This is a genomic window from Bradyrhizobium sp. S3.12.5, from assembly GCF_040548225.1.
GTDB lineage: Bacteria > Pseudomonadota > Alphaproteobacteria > Rhizobiales > Xanthobacteraceae > Bradyrhizobium > Bradyrhizobium cytisi.
The window spans coordinates 24678-41563 of the sequence record NZ_JBEPRF010000011.1 but is presented as its reverse complement, the minus strand read 5'-3'; the positions used below and the strand labels follow the sequence as shown (position 1 = coordinate 41563).

Annotated in this window: 17 protein-coding genes; 6 read left to right on the top strand and 11 right to left on the bottom strand. The window is 64.9% G+C overall.

Going from position 1 to position 16886, the window contains the following annotated elements; all coding sequences use genetic code 11:
• Window positions 1-24: 24 nt before the first annotated feature.
• The 3 genes from ABIC09_RS17595 to ABIC09_RS17585 are packed head-to-tail and all read right to left on the bottom strand — an operon-like array spanning window position 25 to window position 3142.
• A complete protein-coding gene (locus tag ABIC09_RS17595) occupies window positions 25-891 on the bottom strand; it encodes an efflux RND transporter periplasmic adaptor subunit (protein WP_354085334.1) in 867 nt (288 codons plus the stop codon).
• On the bottom strand, window positions 888-1094 hold the full coding sequence (locus tag ABIC09_RS17590; protein WP_148749382.1) for a DUF1656 domain-containing protein: 207 nt from the start codon (window positions 1092-1094) through the stop codon (window positions 888-890). The genes ABIC09_RS17595 and ABIC09_RS17590 overlap by 4 nt, the downstream gene beginning before the upstream one ends.
• Complete coding sequence (locus ABIC09_RS17585; protein ID WP_354110030.1) at window positions 1091-3142, bottom strand: FUSC family protein; 2052 nt, start codon at window positions 3140-3142, stop codon at window positions 1091-1093. Before ABIC09_RS17585 ends, ABIC09_RS17590 begins: the two co-directional genes overlap by 4 nt.
• Window positions 3143-3378: 236 nt before the next feature.
• On the opposite strand from ABIC09_RS17585, the gene ABIC09_RS17580 reads away from it, so the two are divergent.
• The 3 genes from ABIC09_RS17580 to ABIC09_RS17570 all read left to right on the top strand — a co-directional run bounded on the left by ABIC09_RS17580 (window position 3379) and on the right by ABIC09_RS17570 (window position 6336).
• Complete coding sequence (locus ABIC09_RS17580; protein WP_354110029.1) at window positions 3379-4620, top strand: amidohydrolase family protein; 1242 nt, start codon at window positions 3379-3381, stop codon at window positions 4618-4620.
• 40 nt (window positions 4621-4660) lie between these two features.
• Window positions 4661-5866 (top strand): amidohydrolase family protein, encoded by a 1206-nt coding sequence (locus tag ABIC09_RS17575; RefSeq protein ID WP_354110028.1) that lies wholly within the window; start codon window positions 4661-4663, stop codon window positions 5864-5866.
• 152 nt (window positions 5867-6018) lie between these two features.
• A complete protein-coding gene (locus tag ABIC09_RS17570) occupies window positions 6019-6336 on the top strand; it encodes a hypothetical protein (protein WP_148749378.1) in 318 nt (105 codons plus the stop codon).
• 16 nt (window positions 6337-6352) lie between these two features.
• Here ABIC09_RS17570 and ABIC09_RS17565 read toward each other — a convergent pair whose 3' ends face one another.
• The 8 genes from ABIC09_RS17565 to ABIC09_RS17530 all read right to left on the bottom strand — a co-directional run bounded on the left by ABIC09_RS17565 (window position 6353) and on the right by ABIC09_RS17530 (window position 13550).
• Window positions 6353-7270 (bottom strand): DUF1932 domain-containing protein, encoded by a 918-nt coding sequence (locus tag ABIC09_RS17565; protein WP_354110155.1) that lies wholly within the window; start codon window positions 7268-7270, stop codon window positions 6353-6355.
• Window positions 7267-8136, bottom strand: coding sequence for a substrate-binding domain-containing protein (locus ABIC09_RS17560; RefSeq protein WP_354110027.1), 870 nt, complete (start codon window positions 8134-8136; stop codon window positions 7267-7269). Before ABIC09_RS17560 ends, ABIC09_RS17565 begins: the two co-directional genes overlap by 4 nt.
• Before the next feature lie 27 nt (window positions 8137-8163).
• Window positions 8164-8847 carry a 4-carboxy-4-hydroxy-2-oxoadipate aldolase/oxaloacetate decarboxylase gene (locus ABIC09_RS17555; RefSeq protein ID WP_354110026.1) on the bottom strand — a complete coding sequence of 228 codons (684 nt, stop codon included), beginning with the start codon at window positions 8845-8847 and terminating at the stop codon, window positions 8164-8166.
• On the bottom strand, window positions 8844-9557 hold the full coding sequence (locus tag ABIC09_RS17550; RefSeq protein WP_354033929.1) for a PIG-L deacetylase family protein: 714 nt from the start codon (window positions 9555-9557) through the stop codon (window positions 8844-8846). The genes ABIC09_RS17555 and ABIC09_RS17550 overlap by 4 nt, the downstream gene beginning before the upstream one ends.
• A 66-nt stretch (window positions 9558-9623) precedes the next feature.
• Complete coding sequence (dctA, locus tag ABIC09_RS17545; RefSeq protein ID WP_354110025.1) at window positions 9624-10925, bottom strand: C4-dicarboxylate transporter DctA; 1302 nt, start codon at window positions 10923-10925, stop codon at window positions 9624-9626.
• Window positions 10922-11806 carry an amidohydrolase family protein gene (locus tag ABIC09_RS17540; RefSeq protein WP_354110024.1) on the bottom strand — a complete coding sequence of 295 codons (885 nt, stop codon included), beginning with the start codon at window positions 11804-11806 and terminating at the stop codon, window positions 10922-10924. Before ABIC09_RS17540 ends, dctA begins: the two co-directional genes overlap by 4 nt.
• Window positions 11806-12765 (bottom strand): amidohydrolase family protein, encoded by a 960-nt coding sequence (locus tag ABIC09_RS17535; protein ID WP_354110023.1) that lies wholly within the window; start codon window positions 12763-12765, stop codon window positions 11806-11808. The genes ABIC09_RS17540 and ABIC09_RS17535 overlap by 1 nt, the downstream gene beginning before the upstream one ends.
• A gap of 74 nt (window positions 12766-12839) precedes the next feature.
• Entirely contained in the window at window positions 12840-13550 is a 711-nt protein-coding gene (locus ABIC09_RS17530; RefSeq protein ID WP_354110022.1) for a TetR/AcrR family transcriptional regulator, read from the bottom strand.
• Window positions 13551-13665: 115 nt separating this feature from the next.
• Between ABIC09_RS17530 and ABIC09_RS17525 the strand changes: the two genes are divergently transcribed.
• From ABIC09_RS17525 to ABIC09_RS17515, 3 genes are all read left to right on the top strand, one after another.
• Window positions 13666-14649, top strand: a complete 984-nt coding sequence (locus tag ABIC09_RS17525) for a tripartite tricarboxylate transporter substrate binding protein (RefSeq protein ID WP_354033922.1) — start codon at window positions 13666-13668, stop codon at window positions 14647-14649.
• Between the two features lie 10 nt (window positions 14650-14659).
• The gene (locus ABIC09_RS17520; protein ID WP_354110021.1) at window positions 14660-15454 is read left to right on the top strand and encodes an ABC transporter substrate-binding protein; all 795 of its coding nucleotides are present in this window, start codon (window positions 14660-14662) and stop codon (window positions 15452-15454) included.
• Between the two features lie 164 nt (window positions 15455-15618).
• On the top strand, window positions 15619-16869 hold the full coding sequence (locus ABIC09_RS17515; protein WP_354033919.1) for a DUF763 domain-containing protein: 1251 nt from the start codon (window positions 15619-15621) through the stop codon (window positions 16867-16869).
• The last annotated feature ends 17 nt before the right edge of the window (window positions 16870-16886 follow it).

The following is a 16886-nucleotide window of genomic DNA, read 5'->3' as shown; positions in this document are numbered from 1 at the left end:
GACACCTTTAGGGGGAGCATGCGCTTAGTTCAACACTTCCACCGTCGCTGATCGCCCGGCGACCAGCGACAGCCCGTCGGGCACTGGATCGAGCCTGATGCGCACGGGCACCCGCTGGGCGAGCCGCACCCAGCTGAAGGTCGGGTTGACGTTGGCGAGCAGGCTTGCACCTTCGGCACGGTCGCGGTCCTCGATGCCGGCGGCGATGCTCTCGACATGGCCTGATAGTGTGACCTTCTCACCCATCAGGCGGACCTGCGCTCTGTCGCCGGTGCGGATGCGCGCGAGCTTTGTCTCTTCGAAATAGCCCTCCACATGCAGCGTGTCGCTGTCGACCAGCGCCATCACGCCCTTGCCGGCCGTGACGTAAGCGCCGGGCCGCAGATCCATGTTGGTAATCACGCCGTTGACGGAAGCCCGGACCTCGCTGCGATCGAGATTGAGCTGGGCGACCGCGCGGTCGGCAACCGCCGCATCGAAGGCCGCCTTGGCCTGCAGCTGGGTCGCAAGCACCTGCTCCTGCTTCTGTTGCGAGACGGCATCGGTTGTCAGCGTGCTGTAGCGCTTCAGATCGGCATTGGCCTGATCCAGCGTGGCCTGATGCCCGGCGACCGACGCATCGGCCTGCCGCAGCGCGAGCGCGAACCGTTCGCGGTCGATCTTGAACAACACGTCGCCACGATGGACCTTCTGGTTGTCCTTGACCAGAACCTCGGTGACGAAACCTGAAACGTCGGGTGCGACCTGCACGACGTCGGCCCGCACACGGCCGTCACGCGTCCACGGCGACTCCATATAATAGACCCACAGTTCGCGGCCCACGCCGAGCGCCGCCACGACCACGAAGACGGTGACCGCGAGCCGGGCAATCCAGGCGAAATTCCCCTTCATGAGAGATACTCCGAGAGATAGACGACGCCGCCGAGAAGGCAGACGAAAATCGCGAAATCGAACAGTGCGCGGTGCCAGACCAGCCGGTAGAGGTCGAAGCGCTGCATCAGCCGGCGCAGAAGCGCGCTCAGCACATAGGCGACGATGATCCAGAGCAAGAGCGCCGGCACGAGCACGCCGTAGATGTCGATCACATATCTCATGCCGCCACACTCGCATCCGCGCGCGGCCGATAGGCCGGTGCGTCCGGGAACAGGCCGCGCCTGATACCGACAAGGCCGATCAGCGCATCTTCGCGCGCGCTGTCATTGGGATCCTTCACCGCCTGGGCCAAAGCCAAATCGACACTGGTCAGGAGCTCGCGCGGCATTCCCCCGCCCGCATAGCTGCGGCAGGCAATGGCGAGCTGGTCGAGCATGTCGTCGATAACGGTGATGGTCGATGCCGCAAGCCCGTAGCGCGCACGGCGCAGATCGATGATATTGATGCCGATGCGGAGCTGCACGAGACTGTCAGCGTCGCGCCGGTCGCTCTCCGACAGGAAGGCGATGCGCTGCACCAGAAGCCCGAGCCGGTGCAGCATGAGGCCCGCGAACTCCGCGCGATCACGTTTGCCACGCCGTTCGGCGGCGACCGCGATCGTGATCCAGCTCGACAGCACCAGGCGATTGGCGATCCACTCCGCGCCCACCCCGCGCGCAATCCGCGTCACCAGCTCGGCGATCAGGACGCCGACGAAGAACGCGACGGCGGAATTGGCGTAGGAGGCGAAATCCGCGATATAGGTCGATTGCAGCGCAAGCAGCGTCGCGGTGTTGGCCGCGAGCGCCATGCCGGTGCCCGCCGTTGCCGGCCGCGCGATCAGGAAGCCATAGAGCAGGAAGGTCGGCGCCAGCGCGACGACCAGCACCTCGATATGGGAGATCGCGGGCACCAGCGCGAACAGATAGATCGCAACGACCACGATGGCGACCAGCGACCACAGGCCGAAGCTGCGGATGAAGCGCGCCGGCTCGTCCTGGGCTGCGAAGAACGAGCAGGCCACCGCCGCCATCATTGGCGCCGAGGCGCCATCGGGCCAACCCGTTCCGATCCAGAACGCGCAGCAGATCAGGATCGCCACGGCCGCACCGGCCGCCGACCACAGCGCGAGCCCGCGATCCCGGTGGCGCACGGGCGCGGCGCCGGCTTCGGAATGGAAGGCCAGATCGAGGGTCGAGACGTTCCGGTTCCCGGCGATCGCCTTGGTCAGCTCGCGGCAGTCGCGGGAGAGATCGACGAGGTCGCGCAGTCGTGACAGCAGGCTCGTGATAATGATCCGCTCCCAGGACGCGCTGTCGTCGAGCACCGCCTGCCGCTCCGCGATCATAGCGCGGATCCGCTCGGCCGGTTGCCGCGCGCTCACGTCGCTGACGATCCATTGCGCGATATCCTCCAGCAATCGCTTCAGCTCCGGCTGCCGGCGCAGAGCCTCCTCCCCCAACGCAGCCAGCCGATCCTCCAGTGAAGCGATCACAGGCAGCAGCATCAGCATGCGCAGCCGGATTTCGCCGAGGCCGGTCACCGCGTTGCGATCGGTCAGCCGGTCATAGGCGAGGTGGGCGGAGAGGGTGTCGATTTCGACGATATCGGTCGCGAGCTTGAGGCGCTTGCCGCGGCGGGTTTCGCCGGTGCCCTCACGCAGCAGCACGACCTGACTGAGGCGGCGCGCATCCAGGAGCCAGCTGTCGACACGGCCGGCGACCGCTGGCGCGACGCTGCGGGGAAACACGATGGTCGAGACCAGGCTGGCGCAGATGATGCCGAGCGAGATTTCCTCGAGCCTTGCCACCGCGGTGTCGAAAATCGCGCCGGGCTCGGACACCGAGGGAAAGCCGATCAGCGCGACGGTATACCCCGCCAGCATGAAGACGTAGCTGCGCGGCGTGCCGTCGAGCAGCGAGAGATACAGGCACAGCCCGACCCAGAGCGCGATGGCGAGGCACAACAGTTCGGGCGCGTTGATGAGGTTCGGTACCAGCACCACCGTCATGGTCGCGCCCACCAGCGTGCCCATCACGCGGAAGAAGGCCTTTGAGCTGGTCGCGCCTGCGAGCGGCTGCGAGGTGATGTAGACGGTCGCCATCGCCCAATACGGCCGCGGCAGATCCATGGCGAGCGCAATGACCAGCGCCAGCATCGACGCGGCAAACGTCTTCAAAGCGAAAATAAGGTCCGCGTGGCGGACCAGGAACGGCTCATCTGCCCGCATGGCTATTTCGCCTCTTAGTCGCGACCGGCCGCTGCGGGTTGCGCATCCATGCCAATCGAACGGTTGATAGCCCAGGCGCGGGCCTTCCGCCAGACCGGCCTGCGTCGATCAGCCATCACAGCTCTCGATGTGCGCCGGGGGGTCCGGGAACGCATATATTTTCGTCATGTCCCCCGCTACATTGCTGCCCACCGCAGCTCGCCGACCGCTATAAGTTCTCCAGCAAGATTCCCCTGATGAATGTCCAGACCGCCCTCGATCTGATCTTCCGCAACGCCCTGTTGCGATCATCCCCTACGCCCGTCGATATCGGCGTGAAGGGCGGACGAATCGCCGCGATCGAACCAAAACTGGCCTGCGAGGCGGCGGAGGTCGATCTCGGCGGACGGCTGGCTCTGCCCGGCTTCGTCGACACCCACATCCATCTCGACAAGGCCTGCCTGCTCGAGCGTTGCGGGCACATCCACGGGACGCTCGGTGATGCCATCCGTGCCGTCTCGGCGATGAAGCGAGATTTCGGCGTCGACGACGTCTATGCCCGCGGCGCAAAAGTGCTCGAGCGCGCCATCGTCCACGGCACGACGCGGATGCGCACCCATGTCGAGGTTGACCCGCGCATCGGCTTGCGCAGCTTCGAGGCGGTCAAGGCCCTCAAGCGCGATTATGCCTGGGCGATCGATCTTGCGCTCTGCGTCTTTCCGCAGGAGGGTCTGACCAACGATCCCGGGGCCGAGGAGCTGCTGGTCCGGGCCTTGCGCGACGGCGCCGAGGCGATCGGCGGCTGCCCCTATACGGACACCGACCCAAACGCGCATCTCGCGCGCATCTTCGACCTCGCCCAGCAATTCGACCTCGACGTTGATCTCCATCTCGACTTCGATCTCGATCCCTCCTGGTCGCATCTCGACGAGGTCTGCCGGCAGACCGAACAGCGCAACTACGGCGGTCGCGTCGCGATCGGACATGCCACAAAACTCTCGGCCTTGCCGCCGGAACGGCTGAAGGCGGCCATCGCGCAATTGGCGAAGGCCGGCGTCGCCGTCACCGTGCTACCCGCGACCGATCTCTACCTGATGGGACGCGAGGCCACCCACAACGCACCGCGCGGACTGACGCTTGCGCACAAGCTCGCCGGCGACGGCATCATCTGCTCGGTCGCGACCAACAACGTGCTCAATCCCTTCACGCCGTTCGGCGATGCCTCGCTGCTGCGAATGGCGAACTTTTACGCCAATGTCGCCCACGCCGCCGTCGGCGACTTCGACATCTGCCTCGATCTCGTCACCGAACTGCCGGCGCGGTTGATGAACCTCACAGACTACGGGATCGCGATGGGCAAGCCCGCCGATCTCGTCGTGCTCGACACGCAGGACAGCCGCTTCGCCATCGCCGAGCTGCCGGAGATCTTGATGGGGTTCAAGAGCGGGCGGCAGACTTTTGAGCGGAAGCGAGCGACACTGCTTAAGCCGCAAGACTGAACCGCTCGCGCAACGACAAATCGAGCAACGGAGCAACCGGATGGCCTTCGACAAGATCTTCCTGAACGCCCGCTTCGACGGCGGGGCTCGCCATCACATCGCGGTCAAGGACGGGCGTATCGCCGCGATCATGCCGGCTGACACGCCCACCGGCGGTGCCGAGACGATCGACCTCGGCAACGCCCTCGTCGTTCCCGGCTTCGTCGAAGGCCACATCCATCTCGACACCAGCTTCTATGGCGACGCCTGGCGTCCGCACAAGCCATGCACTGATGGATTCAACGTGCATGAGCGCGTGGCCTTCCAGGCCGAGAACATGGCCGAGGCTGCGCCGATGGACGTGCGGGCGCGCAACCAGCTCGACCTCTGCATCGCCCACGGCAGCACGCAGATGCGCAGCCACGTGATGGTCGACGGCTCGGTCGGCCTGAAGTCGCTGGAGACGATCTTGCGCGTGCGCGAGGACTATCGCGGCCTGATCGACATCCAGCTCGTCGCCTTTCCCCAGAGCGGCATTTTGGCAAGCCTGGGCACGCCGCAATTGCTCGACGAAGCCATCGGCCTCGGCGCGAACCTCGTCGGTGGGCTCGATCCCGCGAGCTTCGATCGCGATGTCGAGAAGCATCTGGATGTGGTGTTTGGCGTCGCCAACAAGCACGGCATCGACGTCGACATTCACCTGCACGATATGGGCACGCTGGGCGCATTCGAGATCGAGCAGATCGCAGCGCGCACGCGTGCGCTCGGCATGGAAGGTCAGGTCGCCATCAGCCACGCTTACGGGCTCGGCGATATTTCCGCAGATCAGCTCAAGACAGTCGCCGACACCCTCGCCCGCTCCGGCGTCGCGATCATGACGAATGCACCCGGCGCCCGCGCCTTCCCGCCTATCCTGGCGCTGCGTAGCGCCGGCGTAACCGTGTTCAGCGGCAACGACAACATTCGCGATTCCTGGTGGCCCTATGGCGACGGCGACATGCTGCGCCGGGCGACGACGCTCGGCTATCGCTCGGGCTTCAACATCGACGAGGAATTGCGTATCGCATTCGATGTTGTCACCGAAGCCGGCGCGAAAGCGCTGCGGCTCGACGGCTACGGCCTGCGCGTCGGCGCCAAAGCCGATTTCGTCACGCTGAATGCGGAACATGTTCCCGAGGCTGTGGTGGCGGTGCCGCAGGGTCGCTCCGTGTACAAGGAGGGCAAGCTTGTTGCGTCGAACGGTAAAATAGTCGGAAAACGCAGCTAATCCCCCGATCGTTTCCATCCGATTTTACCGCCGATCTGGGCGGTGGCTGAGTCCGGTAGAATCCCGGTCCGTAGCCCCCACGCGTTGCGGGAAGGGTCCGGTCGTCTTACTAAGACCTTGCACTGACCATCTGCGTTTACTGAAGTTTGGATATGTTCAGCGCATTCAGCAGCATTGATTACCAGTCCCTTCGGGCCAGCACGCCCGCCGAAACCGCCGTCAAGCGGCTTAATGGCATTGGTGAGGTCCTGTCGGGCCTCGACATCTCGGCGATCCAAACGCAGGACGACACGGCTCGCGCGCTGCGGACGCTCGACACCGCCGACAAGTGCATTCGCATGATCCTGACCGAATTCAGGACCGAGCGCACCAAGGACGTCGTCGGCGAAGCCACGCGCCTCATCGACTTGATCGAGGCCGCCCGCGACGAGATCTCGGGCTATCGCGACTGCGGCAGTATCCCGAGCTAAGCGGGTGCGTTCGGCTCTAACGCTTGATCTTCGCTAGAATGCGATCCGCCTCGGTGCGCCAATCCGCGCTACGCGCAAATTCCTTCGTTCCCTTCGTGCCGAACAGGCCCTCGTCGGCGAGATCGGCCACCCAGGCCTGACGCTCGGCCGTACCCTGCGCCGACCACGGCGTCAGCCCCGCCTCGCGCACGGTCTCTGCGACCTCGCGCACCTCTTCGGCACGGCGGCGGCCGTGCTCGATCGCGCGCTGGAAGAAATAAGCGCCCTGCTTTTCCCAATCGATCGCGGGAAAGGTTTCCGTCAGCGAAGCCAGCACCGCGTCCTCGACGCCATAGGCCCGCGCGGTGGTGAAGCTCTCGATGACCATGGCCTCGAGGCCCTTGATCATGATACTGCGGCACATCTTCACGGCTGAAGATACACCGAGCTTGTCGCTCGCGACCTTCGCCGCAAAGCCGATTGTATTCAGCAGCGGCTCGAGCTCCTTCGCGCCGGGACCGCCCAGCAGCAGCGGCACCTTGATCCGATAAGGCGGCACCGAGGTCATCACGGCACCCTCGACATAGCGGCCCGCGGCGCCATCGATCAGCGCCGCCGCACGCTGCTTGGCGCCCGGCGAGGCCGAGTTGAAATCGAGGAACCAGGTGCCCTGGTTGATCGCACCCGCGCAGGCTTTTGCCACTGGCACCGCCTGGCTCGCGGTGACGGCGGAGATGATGAAATCGGATTTCGCCGTCAGCTCGGTGTGAGAGGCAGCGAGCGCCACGCCGAATTTCGTCGCGTGCTCTTTCAGCGATGCGCCCTGCTCGTCTCCGAGCTTGATGTCATAGGCGGCGACCCTGATGTCCTGTTGGCGCAAATCCTCAGCAAGAATCCTGCCGACCTCGCCGTAGCCAACCAGCCCGATCTGCCATCGCCTCGGATCCGACATCAGTTCAACCCTCGTGTCGTCGCGTCGAAGAGCTCCTCGACTGCATAGCGGCGCGGAATCAGCCCCTGCTGGAATGCGTAGTCGACGATCAGCTCCAACGGCTTTCTGTTCGCCTCGATCCCGAACGGAACGAAGTCGGGCGTCGCAGCGGGCCCCGCCTGCTCCTTGTTCTGCTTGAGCAGATCATAGATGCCCGCAACCACGTCGGGGCGCGATCTCGCGAGGCTCTCGGTCACGACCACGAGATGATTGACCGGCACCACGCCGCGGCGGGCAAACCATTTCGCGGCCTCAGCAGCCGGATCGGGAAATAGCGGCTTCAGCTTTGGGTCGTTCGACGTCTCGCCGAGAACGGCGTCGACCCCGCCGTCAAGCAGCATCTCCAGAGCCTTCTTGTCCTTCGGCGCCCGCTCGGTGGTGTCGACATATTCGGCGACATGCGGATCCTCGAAGGTCACCCAGCGGATCCTGTCGAGATTGACGCCACAGTCGTTGGCGAGGATGCCCCTGATCCAGGCGCCCGTCGTCGTCGTGAACGAGCGGATGCCGACGCGCTTGCCTTCGAGATCGGATGGCCCCAGCATCCCACGCGCGGGATTGTACAGCGCATAGGAATGCTGGAAGCGGCCCATCATGGTCGCGGGCAGCAGCACCAGCGGCTTGCCGTGCGCTTTCGCCATCAGATAGGTGACGATCGCCATCTCGCAGACGTCAAATGCCTGCTCGCGTACCATCGGCTTGAAAGCCGTGTTGGTCGGCGTGTACTCGATGAAATCGAGGTCGAACAGCTCGGAGCGGAGCTCGCCGCTCTTCACCGCCTGGACATGGGGGTGACTGCCGAGCACAGCCTTCAGCTTGAGACGGTCCATCGGTGCGCTCCGCTTCTTTTATCCCGCTTAGACGTCCTCTGGATTGTCGACGTAGACGAGCCCGGCCTTCGCCAGCGCCTCGCGCATGCTGTACATGTCGAGGCCCAATTCGCCCGAGGCGAGGCGTTTGCGCTTGCCGCCCTCGTCGGCGTTGCGCTTCTTCGCCTTCTCGGCAACCTCGGTGGCATAGCGCTTCGGCACCACCACGACGCCGTCGTCATCGGCGACGACGATGTCACCGGGATCGACGTTGACGCCGGCGCAGACCACGGGGACGTTGACCGAGCCGAGCGTGGCCTTGACTGTGCCCTTGGCCGAGACCGCGCGCGACCACACCGGAAAATTCATCTCATGCAGCGCTTTGACGTCGCGGCAGCCGGCATCGATGATCAACCCCTGCACACCGCGTGCCTGAAGCGAAGTCGCCAGCAGCTCGCCGAACATCCCGTCGGTATTGTCGGTGGTGCAGCCGACGACGAGGATGTCGCCCTCCCTGCACTGCTCGACGGCGACATGGATCATCCAGTTGTCGCCTGGCTGCGCCAGCACGGTGACGGCGGGACCGGCGATCGACGCGCCCGCCCAGACCGGCCGCAAGTACGGTTTCATCAGGCCGATGCGACCATAGGCCTCGTGCACGGTCGAGACGCCATATTCCGCCATGCCAGCGGGATCGGCACGCTTGATGTTGCGAACGACGACCGGCTTCATGCCAGCACCTCCGCAACCGTCGGGAACAGGCGCTGATAAGACTCGCCATAGGTCATGGGAATGCCGGTGTTGCGGCTACCCTGGATGCCGCGGTTGAGCGCGACGCGCTCGTAATACCCCCACAGATGCTTTTGCGCGGCGAGGATCTGGAACGCCTCGTACTTTTCCTTCCAGACCTCGTCGATCTTCAGAAGCAGGTCCGGCTTGTAGTTGCACTGCTCGGGCTGGTGCGGTTCGAACAGAAACACCGGCGGCGCCGAATATTGGTACTGAGCGCCCGGCTTGTGACCCATGGCCTGCGCGACCACACGGGTCTCCTGCGCGAAGTGCGCCGCGTTCGGATGGTCGAAATTGTAGGGGTCTTCCAGCGCGTGCGTCAGCACGAAGCTCGGATTGAGCTCGCGGTAGATGTCGACCATGCGGTCGAAATGCGCCTCGGTCAGCTTCAGCGGATAGTCGCCGCAATCGAAGAACTCGATCTCCGCGCCGAGCAGCTTTGCCGCCCGCTCCGCCTCGTCCTTGCGGCCCGCCTTGACCGATTCCAGCGTCGCGCCCTTTTCCTTCCAGGCGAACTGGCTCTCGCCGCGCTCGCCGAAGGACATGCAGACGATCTTCATGCGATAGCCCTTCTTCGCATGCAGCGCGATGGCGCCACCGGCGCGCCAGACGAAATCGCCGGGATGGGCGGTGATCACGAGACCTGTTTTCATGGGACTACTCCCCTCTTTCGTTCGTCAACATCATAGGCTGGTTGCGTCATCCCGGCAGCAATTTCATCAGGCCGCGGCAGCCGTAGGTTCCTCGCCGTCGAGCACGCGCTTCAGGCGCTCGCGATCGAGTGCCCCTTCCCATTTGGCAATCGCGATGGTCGCCACCGCGTTCCCGATCAGATTGGTCGGCGTCAGCCCTTGCGACATCAGGCGATGGATGCCGAGCACCAGCGCGACGCTCGTCACCGGGATGGAGCCGGTGGCGGACAGCGTCGCCGCCAGCACGACAAAGGCCGCGCCCGCGATGCCCGCCGCGCCCTTGGAGGTCACGAGCAGAATCAGCAGCAGCTCGATCTGCTCGGCGAGCCCCAACGGGGTGTTGGTCGCCTGCGCCAGGAACACGGAAGCGGCGGCAAGGTAGAGACAAGTGCCGTCGAGATTGAATGAATAGCCGGTTGGGATCACGAGCCCAACCACGCTCTTCTCGCAGCCGGCTTTCTCCAGCTTGGTTAGCATCCGCGGCAGCACCGTCTCGGACGACGTCGTGGCGATGCAGATCAATAGCTCTTCCCAGATGTAGCGGATCAGCTTCAGCAGCGAGAAGCCACAGAGACGCGCCACCGGGCCGAGCGCCACGATGATGAAAATCACGCAGGTGAGATAGAACCCGCCCAGCAGCTTGCCGAGCGAGGCCAGCGAGCCGACGCCGAACTTGCCGACGGTAAAGGCGATCGCGCCAAACGCGCCGATTGGAGCTGCCCACATCACGAAGCCGACCACGGCAAACACCATCCTGGCGGAGATGTCGATCAAATTGACCAGGGGTGCGGCGCGCTCGCCGAGCTGCACCAGCGCGAAGCCGCACAGCACCGAAATGAACAGGACCTGGAGGATGTTGCCCTCGGCAAAGGCGCCGATAAATGTCGCCGGCACGATATTCGTCAGGAACGGCACGAAGCCGATCACCGCCGTCTGCTTGACGTAAGGCTCAACCGCGCTGGCATTGATGCTGGCGGGATCGATGTTCATGCCGGCGCCTGGCTTGAGCACATTCACCGCGATGAGACCGATGATCAGCGCGATCGTGGTCATGACCTCGAAATAGATGATGGCCTTGACCGCGACCCGCCCGACCCGCGCCATGTCGGCCATATGCGCGATGCCATGGACGACGGTGCAGAAGATGATCGGCGCGATCAGCATCCGGATCGCCTTGATGAAGGCGTCCCCGAGCGGCTGCATCTTCGTGCCCGCCTCGGGACTGACGATCCCAAGCGCGATGCCGGCCGCCATGGCAATGAGCACCTGGATCCAGAGCTCCTTCCACCAGGCGCGGGCGCGCGGCTTGTCGACCGCCATCGCCGTCATTCGTCGAATCCAAACAGCCGCGCGGGATTATCGACCAGGATCTTCTGCAGAAGCTCCGGCTCCGGCGCGAATAGCGGGATCAGATCGACGAGGTCGCCATCATTGGGCATCACCTTGACGTTGGGATGTGGCCAGTCCGTGCCCCAGATGATGCGGTCGGGCGCCGTCTCGACGATCTTGCGCGCGAACGGCACGGCATCGGTGAATGGCGGGCCGGCGGAGGACACCCGCTCCGAGCCGCAGATCTTGACCCAGCATTTTTTGTCACGCTGCATCAGCTCGATCAAGATCTTGAACGGAAGCTGGTCGAGCCCCTCGGAGGCCTTCACCCGCCCCATATGGTCAATGGTGTAGCTCAGCGGCAGCCTTGTCAGCATGTCCGCATATTCGGGCAGGTCGATCGCATCGAAATGCAGATCGATGTGCCAGCCGAGCGGCGCGACCATCGCGATGATGCGGTTGAACACACTCTTGTCAGGGACGCCGCCGAGATGGCGGACGAAATTGAAGCGGCAGCCGCGGAAGCCGCCCTCGTGCAGCACGCGAAGCCCGCGTTCGGTGATGGTGTCGTCGATATTGGCGACTGCGCGATAGGCGCCGTTGCTTTGCGCAATGGCGTCGAGGGCGACCGTGTTGTCGATGCCATGCACGCTGGCATTGACGATGACCGCGCGCTCCACACCGAGCTTGGCGTGCAGGACCTTGAAGTCCTCGAGCGGAGCATCCGGCGGCGTGTAGGAACGATCCGGCGCATAAGGATATTTCGCGCCGGGCCCGAAGATGTGGCAATGCGCATCGCAGGACAGCTTTGGCAGCCTGAACTTCGGCGTGCACGTGTTTGGATCGGGCGGCGGAATGGTCGGCGTGTACATCATATTCATCAGCTGAACTTGAACAGGCGGGCGGGATTGTCGACCAGCAACTTCTGCTGGATCGCCTTGCCGGGCGCGCAGAGCGGGATCAAATCGACAAGATCGCCGTCATTCGGCATCACCTTGACGTTGGGGTGCGGCCAGTCGGTGCCCCAGATGACGCGCCCGGGCGCGTTGTCGATCAGCGCCTTCGCGAACGGCACCGCGTCGTGGAACGGCTTGCCGGCGGCGGAGGCCCGCTCGAGGCCGGTGATCTTGACCCAGCACTTCTCGTCCCTCTTCTGGAGGTCGAGCAGCGCAGTGAAGCCGGGATCGTCGAGACCTTTCGCGGCCTGGACCGTGCCCATGTGATCGATCACGTAAGGCGTCGGCAGCGCGGTCAGGATCGGCGCGAATTCGGCGATCGTGCCGGGCTCGAAATAGACGTCGATGTGCCAGCCGAGCTCGGCGACCCGATGCACGATGCGCTGGAACTTGTTCATGTCGCCCACGCCACCGAGGCGCTTGAGGAAGGCGAAGCGGCAGCCGCAGATGCCGCCCTTGTCGAGCGCCGCCAGCTCCTTCCCGGTCATCTCGTCGCTGACATTGGCGATGCCCTTGTAGGCGCCCTCGCTCTGCGCGATCGCATCGGTGACGACGCGATTGTCGGTGCCGTGGACCGTGGCATTGACGATCACGCAGCGCTCGACGCCGATCTTCTCGTGCACACTGCGGAACATCTCCAGCGGCGCGTCGGCGGTGTTGTAGGGACGCTTCTCCGAGAAGGGATAACGGGACGCCGGCCCGAAGATGTGGGTGTGGCTGTCGCAGGATTTCGGTGGCAGCTTGAACGACGGCGTCTTGGGATTTGGATCCGGCGGATCAATCGTCGGCATCGCTTTGGGCTCGGCCCCTTGCGCACGCACTTGGCTCGCGAGCGCGGCGCCGGCCAGTCCGGTCAAGAGATGCAAGCACTCCCGCCTGTTCATTTCCTCAAACACCCCATCACATGTCCGCTTGCAAGCGGAAGCGCTGTTACGCGCCTCCCCTCGGGCGGTTTCTTTCAAGTCTTGCTGCTGACGACCGGCCGTCGCTTCGCGGGTACGGCCTGGTCGAGCGCCGGCGCCTGAAAGGCGGCGACGGTGGCCTGCACCAGTTGCTCGATGGCATTGGCGGGATCATTGCCGTCGGCCTCGCCCCGCGACAGGCGCGAGACCCGGTCCGGCGTCACCAGCGAGTAATAGAGTGCGCCGAGCAGGAAGTGGCTGCGCCAGACGATGTCGGTGCGCGGAATGTGCGGCAGGCTGTCGTGGATCGCATCGATAAAAGCGTGGCTGGTGTCGTCAAAGGTCTGCGCGATGATTTTTCGCGCGACCTCGTTGCCTTCCGCCGACATCACGGCGCGCAGCCGCGTGAAGCGCGCGCCACCTCCGGCGAGATCGCTGCCCGAGGTGAAAGCCGGCACCACATAGGCCCGCACCACCGCTTCCAGCCGATCCTGGAGATCGCGCACGCGCTTGGCGGCGGCGAGCAGCTCCGAGCGGCGCAAATTCATCGGCCCGCAATGGCGCCGGTAGATCTCCAGCAGCAGGCCGTCCTTGGTCTTGAAATGATAGGTCACGCTGCCGGGATTGGCCCCGGCCGCCTGTGCGATGTCGCGCACCGAGACGGCGTTGAAGCCGTTGGTGGCGAACAGCTCCTCGGCCGCGGCGAGGATCGCCTCGCGCATGTTCGGCTTGCGGGCCGTTTCCTTGTTGGTGTGCTTGCGTACCATGTGATTTGTACTATCGTACAAAAGATCAGGTCTCGTCAACAAAAACCACGGGCAACGTCCGGAAGCGGCTCGGAACACCACCGCACGGACGCGAATGCCCCAAGGAGTGCTGAATATGCTGGGGTTGAACAAGAAGGTCGGCGCCGTGATGCTCGGTGCCGGTCTGCTGCTCGCAGGCGGCTTCGCGCAAGCCGCCGACAATTATCCGAGCAAGCCGGTCCACATTCTCGTGCCCTACGCCGCCGGCGGCGCGGTCGACGTGCTGGCGCGGACGCTCGGCCAGGCACTCGCAAAAGCTTGGGGCCAGCAGCCCGTGATCGACAACCGCCCCGGCGCCGGCGGCATCGTCGCCTCGCAGGCGCTGACACAGGCCGCGCCCGATGGCTACACGCTGATCCTGGTTGCCAGCGGCCATCCGCTGAACCAGTTCATCTATCCGAGCGTGCCCTATGACACGTTCAAGGACTTTACCGCGATCAGTGAAGTCGCCTCCTCGCCGCTTGCGATCGTGGTGGCCAAGGACAGCCCCTACAAGACGCTCGGCGATCTTCTTGCCGCGGCCAGGAAGGAGCCGGACAAGCTCTCCTACGGCATGTCCGGCAACGGGACCTCGGCGCATCTCGCCGGCGAGCTTCTGAAATACATGTCCGGCACCAAGATCGTCGCGATCCCCTACAAGGGCGGGGCGCCGGCGCTGACCGCCGTGATCGCGGGCGAGATTCCGCTCAGCATCAATCCGCTCGCGGAAGCGATCGGCCAGCTCGAAGGCGGCGGCCCGGTGCGCGCGCTCGCGGTGACCTCGGCCGAGCGCTCCAAGGCGCTACCTGATGTCCCGACCGTCGCCGAGTCCGGCGTCCCCGGCTACGATGTCTCGGTCTGGTGGGGCGTGCTTGGACCGGCAAAAATGCCGCCGGAGATCGTCGCAAAACTCGAGACCGACCTGAAGGCGGCGCTGCAGGATCCGAATGTGCTGGCGACGCTCGGCAAGATCGGCGCGGCCCCGGTCGGCTCCTCCGCCAAGGATTTCGATGCCTACATGCATGCCGAGACGACCAAATGGGAACCGGTGCTGAAGGCTGCCGACATCCGCGCGCAGTGAGACCATTCACATGAGGACTTCTTCTGGGCACGTTGCACGCGGCGCCGTGCTCGCAATCGCAGTCGTCAGCATGTTCGGCGCGCTCGCGCACGCCGACGGGGAAGCAAAACTGCTGGCGCCGAGCGGCACGTTGCGCGTCGGCATCTATCCGGGCAGCCCGACCTCGATGGTCACAGATGCAGCCGGCAAGCCGCACGGCCTCGCCTACGATCTCGGCGGAGAGCTGGCGAACCGGCTCGGCGTTCCCATCGACTATGTCAGGTTCCAGCGTGTCGCCGACATCGTCACCGCGATCCACGACGGCCAGGTCGATTTCACCGTGACCAACGCCACCCCGGCCCGCGCCAACGAGGTCAGCTTCAGCCAGCCCGTGCTGGCGATCGAGCTCGGCTATCTCGTTCCAGTGAATTCCCCGATCGGCAAGATCGAGGATATCGACAAGCCGGGCGTGAAGATCGGCGTCACCAAGGGCTCGACCTCCGAGCGGACGTTGCCTGCAAAGTTCAGGAACGCAACCATCGTTCCTGCCGAGAGCGTCAAGATCGCCATCGCCATGTTCGGCCGCGGCGAGATCGATCTCTACGCCACCAACAAGCCGACGCTATTCGAGATGTCCGACCAGATGCCGGGCGCAAAGATCCTCGACGGCAATTGGGGCGCCGAGCACATGGCCATCGCGATCCCCAAGGGACGTGAGAGCGCGCTCCCGCTGCTCAACAGCTTCGTCGCAGAGGAGCAGTCGTCCGGCGCCTTGGATACGATCCAGCAGCAGGCGGGCTTACGCGGCGCGACGAAGGCTCAATAGGGCAGGACCGCACCGCTCAATTGCGCGCGTTCGCGCAGCAGGGCTTCCGGCATCTCGTCGCGGATAGCCCGCTCAACGCTGTCCGGCTCGCTCCGCTTCCCCGTCCCATGCAACAGCATTCCCCTGATGCAACCGTCGCCGAACTGGGCTAGCTTGGGCCACTCATGACCAGACGAACCGGCAGCGCCGATCTTCCCCTCCACACCGGGCGGGTTCCGCCATGGCTGGCGAGCCGCATGGCCTCGCTCGGCGCGATTGTCACGCAGGCGGTGGTGCATCATTACGGCCGCGATGCATTCCTGCAGCGGCTGTCGCATCCGTTCTGGTTCCAGTCGTTCGGCGCCGTGATGGGGATGGACTGGCACTCCTCAGGGATAACCACCTCCGTGATCGGTGCACTGAAGCGCGGGCTCGGCCCGCTTCAGGACGAGCTCGGCATCTATGTCTGCGGCGGCCGCGGCCAGCATTCGCGCAAGACACCGGACGAGCTGATGCAGCTCGGCGACCGCATCGGCTTCGACGGCGCAAAGCTCACGCGCGCCAGCCGGCTGGTGGCGAAAGTCGACAGCGCCGCCGTGCAGGACGGCTTTGATCTCTATCTCCACGGCTTCTTCGTCACAGCCGACGGCAAGTGGACCGTCGTGCAGCAGGGAATGAACGGCGACAAACGCCAGGCCCGGCGTTATCACTGGCACTCGGAAGCGCTGAAGAGTTTCGTCGAGGCCCCGCACAGCGCGATCGACGGCCCGCAGCAAGGCGAGATCGTCAATCTCACCGACCATCGCGCCGACGTCTCGCGCCATGCGCAGCTCGAGCTGCTGACCGACCTCGGCCCCGATCGCATTCTCAAGGAGTTCGAGCGGCTCACCGGGACTCAGCCCGAGCCGGCGCAGGCGATGCTGCCGCATCTGATCATGCCCGCGCACCATGATGTCAGGCCGAAGGACGTGTTCGCGCGCCGCCTGCATGGCACGCTGGCAGCTGCCGCCGAGCGCGGCCCGGTCGACTTCCCCGAGCTGTTGCTGACGCCGGGTGTCGGCGCGCGCACCGTGCGGTCGCTGGCGATGGTCGCGGAAGTCGTGCACGGCGCACCCTATCGCTTCAAGGACCCGGCGCGCTTCTCGCTCGCTCATGGCGGCAAGGACCGGCATCCCTACCCCGTCCCGATCAAGGTCTATGACGAGACCATCCGCGTGCTGAAGGGCGCGATCGAGAACGCCAAGCTCGGACGCGAGGAGGAGATGCAGGCGATCAAGCGCCTCGACGACCAAGCGCGGCGGCTCGAGCGCACCGCGCAGGGGCCGTCGGTTGAGGCCTTCATCGCCGGCGAGCGCGCGGCTTCGCCTGAGCTCGATGGTCGTTCAGTATTCGGCTGGGAGCGCGACCTCGCCACACCAAAAAAGCGGACCGGGTGATCGGGTCCGCAGTTGGA